The 1,580-nt window shown below is 74.2% G+C and carries 2 protein-coding genes; both read left to right on the top strand.

What is annotated here, in order from left to right:
• Positions 1–405, top strand: a 405-nt coding sequence (locus HW578_RS26315; protein WP_198373662.1) for a tyrosine-type recombinase/integrase, incomplete at its 5' end; no start/stop codon positions are given.
• Between the two features lie 12 nt (positions 406–417).
• Positions 418–1,374 (top strand): acetyl-CoA carboxylase carboxyltransferase subunit alpha, encoded by a 957-nt coding sequence (locus HW578_RS26310; protein ID WP_198373661.1) that lies wholly within the window; start codon positions 418–420, stop codon positions 1,372–1,374.
• Positions 1,375–1,580 lie beyond the last annotated feature (206 nt).

The raw sequence follows: 1,580 nt of genomic DNA, 5'->3' as shown, positions 1-1,580 counted from the left end.
CGCGCCCGTGCCCTCGCCCTGGCCGCGCGCACCGAGGCCGCCGAGCGCGCCGGGCCGCGCGCGGCGCGCTGGCTGTTCCCCTCGCGGGCCGCATCGGGGCACCTGACCCGGCAATCCCTGGCGCTGCTGCTGAAGGAGGCGGCGCTGGCGGCGGGCATCGACCCCACCCGGGTCAGCCCGCATGTGCTGCGGCATTCCTTCGCCTCCCACCTGCTGGCGCACGGGGCGGACCTGCGGAGCCTGCAGGTGCTGCTGGGCCATGCCGACATCGCCACGACGCAGATCTACACGCGGGTGCTGGAGGAACGGCTGAAGGCGCTGGTCGAGGCGCATCACCCGCTGGCGGAGGGGGCAGGGCCGGCCGGCCCGCGCAAGCCTCTCGCGCCCGGCCCCGATATCGGCTAACCCCCCGGCCCCATGCGACACTTCCTGGACTTCGAGAAGCCGATCGCCGAGCTGGAAGGCAAGATCGAGGAGCTGCGCCGGACCACCGACGCGGGCGGGATCGACGTTGCCGAGGAGGTGGGCAAGCTGCGCGACAAGGCGCAGGCGCTGCTGCGCACCACCTACGCCAAGCTCAGCCCCTGGCAGAAGGCGCAGGTGGCGCGCCATCCGGAGCGCCCGCACGCAACCGACTACATCGGCGCGCTGATCGAGGATTTCACGCCGCTGGCCGGCGACCGCGCCTATGCGGACGACCTCGCGGTGGTGGGCGGCATGGGCCGCTTCCGCGGCCGCGCGGTGATGGTGCTGGGCACCGAGCGCGGCCACGACACCGAAAGCCGCGTGAAGCACAATTTCGGCATGGCGCGGCCCGAGGGCTACCGCAAGGCGCGCCGGCTGATGGAACTCGCCGGCCGCTTCGGCCTGCCGATCCTGTCCTTCGTGGACACCGCCGGCGCCTTCCCGGGCATCGAGGCCGAGGCGCGCGGCCAGGCGGAAGCCATCGCGCGGTCGATCGAGGCGGGGCTCGAGGCGCCGGTCCCCTTCATCGCGACCATCATCGGGGAAGGGGGCTCGGGCGGCGCCATCGCGCTGGCGGCTGCGGACCGCATCGTGATGCTGGAGCACGCGATCTATTCGGTGATCAGCCCCGAGGGCTGCGCCTCCATCCTGTGGCGCGACGCGGCGCAGGCGGCGACGGCGGCCGAGGCGCTGAAGCTCACCGCCGACGACCTGCGCAAGCTGAACCTGGTCGATGCGGTGGTGCCGGAGCCGCTGGGCGGGGCGCATCGCGACGCGGACGCCACCATCGCCGCGCTGGGCGATCGCATCTCGGAACTGCTGGAGCCGCTGGTCGAGCTGGACGGTGCGACGCTGCGCGCGCGGCGGCGCGAGAAGTTCCTGGAAATGGGGCGCAGCGGGGTCATCTGAAGGGCGGCGCGGGTCGCGCCGTCCTGGCCAGCCGGAGACCCACTCCCGTGATCCGACCCGATCCGCAGATGCACGGCCCGCGGCCATGCCGCAAGTCAGGTGCCCTGCCGGCGACGGGTGCGGCGTGCCGGCGCGGGCGCTGGCTGTGCCGTCCCGGTGGGCCAATGCCGGCGCGGCCACGCGGCGCGGCGCTGCCAGGTGCGTGG

Source organism: Roseomonas rosulenta (assembly GCF_016106005.1).
GTDB lineage: Bacteria > Pseudomonadota > Alphaproteobacteria > Acetobacterales > Acetobacteraceae > Neoroseomonas > Neoroseomonas rosulenta.
Note: the sequence above shows the minus strand (reverse complement) of the source record. Positions and strands in the feature narration are given on the sequence as shown.